The sequence below is a fragment of the Acinetobacter sp. UBA3106 genome (assembly GCA_002365595.1).
In the GTDB taxonomy this organism is placed as follows: Bacteria; Pseudomonadota; Gammaproteobacteria; order Pseudomonadales; family Moraxellaceae; genus Acinetobacter.
The window spans coordinates 96,163-103,980 of record DFAM01000001.1 but is presented as its reverse complement, the minus strand read 5'-3'; the positions used below and the strand labels follow the sequence as shown (position 1 = coordinate 103,980).

Here is a 7,818-nt window from a genome sequence, read left to right as displayed (position 1 = left end):
GTTAACGATTAAAGTCATTCTGGGTATTTTGTGGGAAATTATCTTCCTCAAAAGAGGGTTGATAATCCTGATCAAGGTGTTGCAGGTGTTCGTGCATAGCGCGTTCATGCTGGATTCGTTGATAAATTTCTTCACGATGAACAGATACTTCTTTTGGAGCATTTACGCCAATACGAACCTGATTACCTTTTACGCCAAGCACAGTTACACTGACTTGGTCCCCAATCATTAATGTTTCACCGACACGTCGGGTTAGAATCAGCATGTTTATCTCCTTGCAAAACGCTAAACGTGCAATTGATTTTAAAAAAATATAAAAGACACAACCTTGGTATCATAGAAATATTATCAGAACAATCTGTCAAAAAATCTGACTAAAAATAATTCTGTTAATATTTTCAAAATCCTCGGTTCAAATATAACAGAGCCACTATAAAAAAAACTATAGTGGCTCTATTCTTTTTGTAGTATTTCGCAAATTTTGTCATACAATGACCAAAATTTGCGTTTCTACAAATTAAGCGCGTGCGCTAGATTCACCTGATTCGCGGTCAAGGCCGAATGCAGTGTGAAGAGAGCGAACTGCAAGTTCTAGGTAGTTTTCTTCAATGATCACTGAAATTTTGATTTCAGAAGTCGAGATCATGAGGATGTTGATACCTTCGTCTGCAAGTGCAGTGAACATTTTGCTGGCAACGCCTGCGTGAGAGCGCATCCCTACACCTACGATAGATACTTTCACGATGTCATCGCGAGTTGCAACTTCACGTGCACCAATCGCTTGAGCAGTTTCTTCAAGGATTTTTTTCGCTTTTGCAAGCTCGCCACGGTTTACAGTGAATGTGAAATCAGTTGTACCATCTTCTTCAACGTTCTGGATAATCATATCCACTTCGACGTTGGCATCACCAATTGGTTTTAGAATTTTAGAAGCAATACCTGGCTCATCTGGAACACCAAGAATCGTTAATTTTGCTTCATCACGGTTGAATGCGATACCTGAGATAATTGGCTGTTCCATGTCGTCTTCCAATTCAGTCGTAATTAGTGTGCCTACGTTTTGTTTAAATTCTTCGTCAAATGCGCCATCGGTGTCATTGTCGAAGCTTGAAAGTACGCGTAAAGGTACTTGATATTTACCAGCAAATTCAACAGAACGAATTTGTAATACTTTTGAACCAAGCGAAGCCATTTCCAGCATTTCTTCAAATGAAATACGGTCAACTTTTTTTGCTTTTGGTGCAACACGTGGGTCAGTGGTATATACGCCATCGACGTCTGTGTAAATCTGGCATTCATCAGCTTTTAATGCAGCAGCAAGTGCAACACCTGAAGTGTCAGAACCACCACGTCCTAGAGTTGTGGTGTTGCCATCCGCGTCAAAACCCTGGAAGCCGGCGACTACAAGCACGCGACCCGCATCTAAATTTTCAGTCAATATATCGGTATCGATAGATTCAATACGCGCTTTAGTAAATGCACTGTCAGTTTTGATACCAACCTGGCGACCAGTAAGCGATTTAGCTTCAACACCAATAGAGTTGAGCGCCATTGCTAACATAGAAATCGTAACCTGTTCACCTGTAGAGACCATTTGGTCAAGTTCACGTGGATCAGGGGTTTCGGTAATGGCCTTCGCTAAAGCAAGCAGGCGATTGGTTTCGCCACTCATTGCCGATACAACCACCACTACCTTGTGGCCGTGGTCATGCCAGCGCTTTACACGACGAGCAACATTTAAAATGCGCTCGGGAGTACCCATTGAGGTACCGCCATATTTTTGAACGATTAATGCCATAGTTGTTCCATAAAAGCCATGATCCTGAATTACCTTTTCAGGATCAGTTACACAAAAAGTGAAGTCTTATTTTGCTTCAAGCCAAGCAGTTAAATCTGCCATCACTGAAGCAAACTTCTCGTTAAGTGGCGCGCCACCTTGTGCCAAGTCAGGTTTACCACCACCTTTACCACCGAGTTCGGTTGCCAAGTGTTTGATGATGTCACCCGCTTTAATAGAAGCAGTAAAGTCTTTCGCTACAGATGCAATCAGGCTCACTTTATCGCCTTCTACACCTGCAAGAACGATTACTGCATTGTCTAATTTAGATTTCACACCGTCATGCAGGTTGCGAAGCGATTTCGCATCCATATTTTGAACAGTTGTGATTAAAGTTGAACGACCCGCAACAGTTTGAACTTGGCTTAAAAGTTCAGCTGCCTGGAAGTTCGCTAATTTTTGATTGAGTTGCTCAATTTGTTTTTGCAAGCTAGATGCAGTTTGCGCTAGAGCTTCCACTTTTTCCAAAGTTTGGTCTTTTTGTGCTTTTAATACATCGTTAATCGCATGAATATCACGATCGACTTTTTGCGCAGCTTCCACCGCTTTAGTACCAGTCACAGCTTCAATACGACGTACGCCCGCTGCTACACTACCTTCAGAAGTGATTTTGAACAGTCCGATATCACCAGTACGCTTCACGTGGATACCACCACATAGCTCGATTGAGAAGTTTTTCTCTTCAATCACTGAACCCATAGACAGTACGCGAACTTCATCACCATACTTCTCACCGAATAACATCATTGCGCCTTTGGCTTTGGCAGATTCGATGTCAAGCAGTTCAGTGGTAACTGCTGTGTTAGCAATGACTTCAGCATTCACCAGGCGTTCAATTTCTTGCAGCTGTTCAAATGTCACCGGCTGATCATTGGCAAAGTCAAAACGTAATAGTTCGCTTGCCACTAATGAGCCTTTTTGTTGAACGTGCGAACCCAAAACTTGACGTAGGGCAGCATGTAAAAGGTGAGTCGCAGAGTGGTTACGTGCTGTTGCAGCACGAAGGTCTGCTTTGACAGTGGCTTCAACAGATTGAGTTGCTTTCAAGCTACCCATGGTCACGATACCTTGGTGAACGAATGCACCACCAGATTTCTTGGTATCTTGAACTTCAAAGATACCGGTATCGTTTTTGAACAGTCCTGTATCACCGATTTGACCACCGCTTTCTGCATAGAAAGGAGTCTGGTTTAGAACGATTAACGCTTCATCGCCTTCAACTACTTCGTCAACCTGTTCGCCATCTTTATAGATTGCAACAATTTGACCTTGACCTTGAGTTGCTTCGTAACCTTCAAACTGGGTTTCACCTTCAACTTTTACAATGCTGTTATAGTCGATGGCGAATTTACCTGCATCACGTGCACGTTGACGCTGAGCTGCCATTTCAACTTCAAAGCCCGCTTCATCAATGGTTAAGTCACGTTCACGTGCAATGTCAGCTGTTAAGTCAGTCGGGAAGCCGTAAGTATCATAAAGTTTGAATACTGTTTCGCCCGGAATTACAGAACCTTTAAGGTTTGCTAATTCGCCTTCAAGCAATTTCAGACCTTGCTCAAGTGTTTTCGCGAATTGTTCTTCTTCTTTCAGCAGTTGCGCTTCAATACGTGCCTGGTTAGCAGCAAGTTCAGGATACGCTGCACCCATCACTTCAATTAAAGGCTGAAGCATTTTGTAGAAGAATGAACCGGTCGCACCCAGTTTGTTACCGTGGCGTACTGCGCGACGGATAATACGACGTAATACATAACCACGGCCTTCATTCGAAGGGTTCACGCCATCAGCAATCAGGAAGCAGCATGAACGCGCATGGTCAGCCACAACTTTTAAAGATGCAGGGTATTCAACAGGCTTATTTTCTTCTTGTGCTTTCGCTTCTATTTCAGCTGTATCTAGACCAATGATTTCAGCAGCAGCTTTTAATAAGTGCTGGAACAGATCGATTTCGTAGTTTGAGTTTACATGCTGTAAAACCGCAGAAATACGTTCCAAGCCCATACCTGTATCTACAGAAGGTGCTGGAAGAGGGTGCAGTACGCCATCCGCAGTACGGTTGAACTGCATGAATACGTTGTTCCAGATCTCGATGAAACGGTCGCCATCTTCTTCAGGCGTGCCCGGTAGGCCACCCCAGATGTGATCGCCATGGTCAAAGAAAATTTCAGAACACGGACCGCAAGGACCGGTGTCACCCATTGCCCAGAAGTTATCCGATGCGTATTGACCGCCTTTATTATCGCCAATACGGATAATACGGCTGGCATCTAGGCCAATCTCTTTATTCCAGATGTCAAAAGCTTCGTCATCGGTGTGATAAACAGTGGCATACAGTTTATCTTTAGGAAGACCTAACCATTGCTCAGAAGTTAAAAAGTCCCAGGCAAATGTGATTGCATCACGTTTGAAGTAATCACCAAACGAGAAGTTGCCCAGCATTTCAAAGAAAGTATGATGACGTGCGGTATAACCGACATTGTCCAAGTCGTTGTGTTTACCACCAGCACGGACACATTTTTGTGAAGATGTGGCACGAACATAGTCACGTTTTTCAAGACCGAGGAAACAGTCTTTGAACTGGTTCATACCAGCGTTGGTGAACAATAATGTTGGGTCGTTGGCAGGAACCAGAGAACTCGACGCGACACGTGTATGCCCTTGCGATTCAAAATAGCTTAAAAAAGCTTCGCGAATTTCAGCTGATGTCATAAAACGAGTACTCACAACCAAGTCACTCCATAAATCTTGTATTTGGCTAATAGCATGTCAAGCAAGTCTTACTTTTATAAAGCTGGCTTGAGATACTGGCTTAAAATTTTAAAACGCTAAAGTATAACGGAAAAAGCCGCATCGACCAATGATTTTCGGAGATCTATATGACTTTTTATACAATTCGGTTTATTTCACTCATTTCTATGAATTAGGGGGATTTTTTGCTTAATTTTTATGCATTTGGGTAGGTGCTTTTGATGTAATTGACTGTTCTTATTACATTGATTCTTTATCTAAATTCCATAATCTTGATAAAGATTCAGCCGGTTAAATCTATACCGTTGATGATGAAATTTTATGATCAGACGTTGCTTTTTTTCGTTGATTTTAAACTACAGTTTTTAGGATCAGGTATTGAATTACGTATGAATTGCTCATTGATTTTAATATCTTGCATGTCTCGGGTTTTGCTTGTGAATAGAATGAATGCAGCTTGTTTTTCTCAGCTTCATTATAAAGATAATTCCAAGACATAATAACTGAGACGAGAGAGTAATAATTGAATAAATACTAAATCAAATAAGGATTAAACGAATTAATAATAACGATTTAGCATTAAAATCCATTAACATAGAGTCGTGTTTACATCTACCCAAGAGTTAAGGATATCTAATGCAACGAGTAGCCATTAATGGTTTCGGGCGAATTGGTCGCAATGTATTACGTGCTTGGTTTGAAAATCCTAAAGATTTTCATTTTGATATCGAGGCTATTAACGATATTGCAGATGTAGAAACACTGGTTCATTTATTTAAATACGATACCACTCATGGGCGCTTTAAAGGCAAAGTCGAAGTATTGTTGGAAAATGAACAGATTTTTTTGCATATTTCCGCAGGTCTGGCGCAATTAAAAGTTCAGGTGTTTTGTCAGCAGCAGCCTGAGTGTTTGCCTTGGAATGATTTAAATATTGATGTGGTACTGGAATGTACCGGTTTGTTCCGTTCACGCGAAGCGGCAACCCGACATATTAGCGCCGGCGCGAAAAGGGTGATTATTGGTGCTGCACCTTTTGACAGTGTGGATGCTGCGATTGTTTATGGTGTCAATCATTATGAAATTAAAGCCACGGACCAGATTATCTCCAGCGTATCCTGTACCACGCAAGCTTTGGTGCCTTTGGTTAAAATTATTGATGATGCCTTTGGCATTGATACTGCATTGATGACAGAAATCCATGCGGTTACGGCAGACCAGTCGGTACTGGATCATGCACACCGTGACCTACGTCGTGCCCGTGCTTCAGGACACAACATTATTCCAACTACTTCTTCGGCGCTGGGAGCTTTAAAACGGGTTATGCCGAAAATGGAAGAGCGGATAGATGGTTATTCCATTCGAGTACCTACCATTAATGTCGCTGCCATTGATTTAACTTTTGTTGCTCAATCTCATGTTACAGCGCATAAAATTAATGAAGTGTTAGTGAAGTCGGCACGTCATGATTATGCCGAAATTATGGATGTTACCGATGAACCTCTAGTTTCATCAGACTTTAACCATTCACCTTATTCATTGATTGTCGATTTGAGTCAAACCATGGTGGTGGGGCATCAAGCTAAAGTTTTTGCCTGGTATGATAATGAATGGGGTTATGCCAACCGCTTACTGGATCTGTGTGAATCCTTTACCCATAAATAACGGTCTTTATTGGAAAAGTGAGCAGATGAGCTTTTCAAGCTTACTGCTTCCGCAAAGCATTGAATTTTAGAGTGCGAGTGGGTATTAACTGAGACTTGTATCTCAATTATTATCAATTTGTTCTTATGATCGATTAATTGTTGAGTAAACGCATTGTCTTCAGTAGGATGAATAGACCGCTATAAAGTTCCTTTGTTGCTGGAAATAAATGCGGATTACAGACCTAAAATAATGCTTATAATAAATAAAATTTAGGCACAGTTAATTTTACAATTACATTTCGATTGCTACATGAAAATTATAAGCTTTTTTAATTTAATCTCATCGATTCACGGCAAAGAATGAGTCATGAATCAATAACACGAGCAGCGCACCTATGTTGATATTTATATGGGGATTTATTCTCCTTTTAGCCATAGCAGTGATCTTTTTGATTTGGGCACAATTTACCAATCAAGGCGCTGCTCTCAGTGAAATTCAATTGCATCAACATTTAGAAAAAAAAGTGATGCAACTGGAAGACAACCTAAAAAAAACCCTGGAAATTATGCAGGACCTGGCCAAGAAAATGCATATTCAGCAAGAAGTGATTGATAAAACCACGACTAAACTCAATCAGGTAGAATCGCAAAATGCCGAATTGGTCGGACAATTGGCAAAAAGCATTCATTCAACCGATAAACCCACACTTTAATTTCGGAATTGGCTTTTATACCAGCAGTATTCTTAAAGCTGCGGCAGATGCCATGCTTATGGCTACAGTCGGTAATAAAGAAAAACGTGAGGCTGCTAGCACAGTAATCACAATTGCAATCATATCTGCAGGATTGTCTTTAACAAAATACGGTGCTATGACCGAGATCAGCACACAGCCGGGTATAACCTCCATAATCTTGCGTTGCTTGTTGCTGAGGGTTCTATTTTTTAACAGCACATAGCCCAAGATACGGGTCAGATAGGTGGTTATGGCAATAAAGAGAATGGCGATGAGCGTGGCTGAATGGATCATGCTTCATCTCCGATTAAAAAGAAGGCTGAAGCAATACCACTGATCGCACCAATGGGGACATACCAACCCGAAGGTAAATATAAATAAGCCAGTGCAGCAGTAATCAAACTGAATAACCATGGGCGTGCGGCGCGCATACCTTTCCACATACCGCGTAATAACACTAAAAAGACCGCTGGAAAAGCCATGTCAAAACCAAAACGGCTAATGTCACCCAATACCGGTCCGATAATTGCGCCTAATGACGTAAAACCCACCCACATCAGATAGAGGGCAAAACATAGCCCAGCATAAAACATCATGCTAAAGGCATATTGGTATCCCAAACTGCTGTGTTTCTTCTGTGCATCTGCCAAACTTACCGCCCAGCTTTCATCGACCATAAAAAACAGCGCAGTAAAAACGGTTTTGTTGGGTAAGTGGCGTAAGTAAGGCACCAGGCTTGCACCCATCAGTAAATGCCGGCTATTTACTAGAAAAGTGATGAACATCAGCATGATGATATTGGGAGGATTGGTCCACATTTCTAATATGGCAAACTCGGAACCTCCGGCAAAATTCA

At 41.6% G+C, this 7,818-nt stretch carries 7 protein-coding genes; 2 read left to right on the top strand and 5 right to left on the bottom strand.

Annotated features, from left to right (window positions below):
* Nucleotide 1: 1 nt before the first annotated feature.
* From csrA to alaS, 3 genes are all read right to left on the bottom strand, one after another.
* A complete protein-coding gene (gene csrA, locus B4C48_RS00530; protein ID WP_067723263.1) occupies nucleotides 2–265 on the bottom strand; it encodes a carbon storage regulator CsrA in 264 nt (87 codons plus the stop codon).
* Nucleotides 266–517: 252 nt separating this feature from the next.
* A complete protein-coding gene (locus tag B4C48_RS00525) occupies nucleotides 518–1,798 on the bottom strand; it encodes an aspartate kinase (protein ID WP_291352364.1) in 1,281 nt (426 codons plus the stop codon).
* Nucleotides 1,799–1,864: 66 nt separating this feature from the next.
* Nucleotides 1,865–4,558 (bottom strand): alanine--tRNA ligase, encoded by a 2,694-nt coding sequence (gene alaS / locus B4C48_RS00520; protein ID WP_291352362.1) that lies wholly within the window; start codon nucleotides 4,556–4,558, stop codon nucleotides 1,865–1,867.
* A gap of 660 nt (nucleotides 4,559–5,218) precedes the next feature.
* Between alaS and B4C48_RS00515 the strand changes: the two genes are divergently transcribed.
* Nucleotides 5,219–6,247, top strand: a complete 1,029-nt coding sequence (locus tag B4C48_RS00515; protein ID WP_291352360.1) for a type I glyceraldehyde-3-phosphate dehydrogenase — start codon at nucleotides 5,219–5,221, stop codon at nucleotides 6,245–6,247.
* Nucleotides 6,248–6,623: 376 nt separating this feature from the next.
* On the top strand, nucleotides 6,624–6,941 hold the full coding sequence (locus B4C48_RS00510) for a hypothetical protein (protein WP_291352358.1): 318 nt from the start codon (nucleotides 6,624–6,626) through the stop codon (nucleotides 6,939–6,941).
* 15 nt (nucleotides 6,942–6,956) lie between these two features.
* On the opposite strand, the gene B4C48_RS00505 is transcribed toward B4C48_RS00510, so the two are convergent.
* Both B4C48_RS00505 and B4C48_RS00500 read right to left on the bottom strand, forming a co-directional pair.
* Entirely contained in the window at nucleotides 6,957–7,256 is a 300-nt protein-coding gene (locus tag B4C48_RS00505; protein WP_291352356.1) for an AzlD family protein, read from the bottom strand.
* A partial coding sequence (locus tag B4C48_RS00500; protein ID WP_291352354.1) for an AzlC family ABC transporter permease occupies nucleotides 7,253–7,818 on the bottom strand: 566 nt, incomplete at its 5' end. The genes B4C48_RS00500 and B4C48_RS00505, both read right to left, overlap by 4 nt.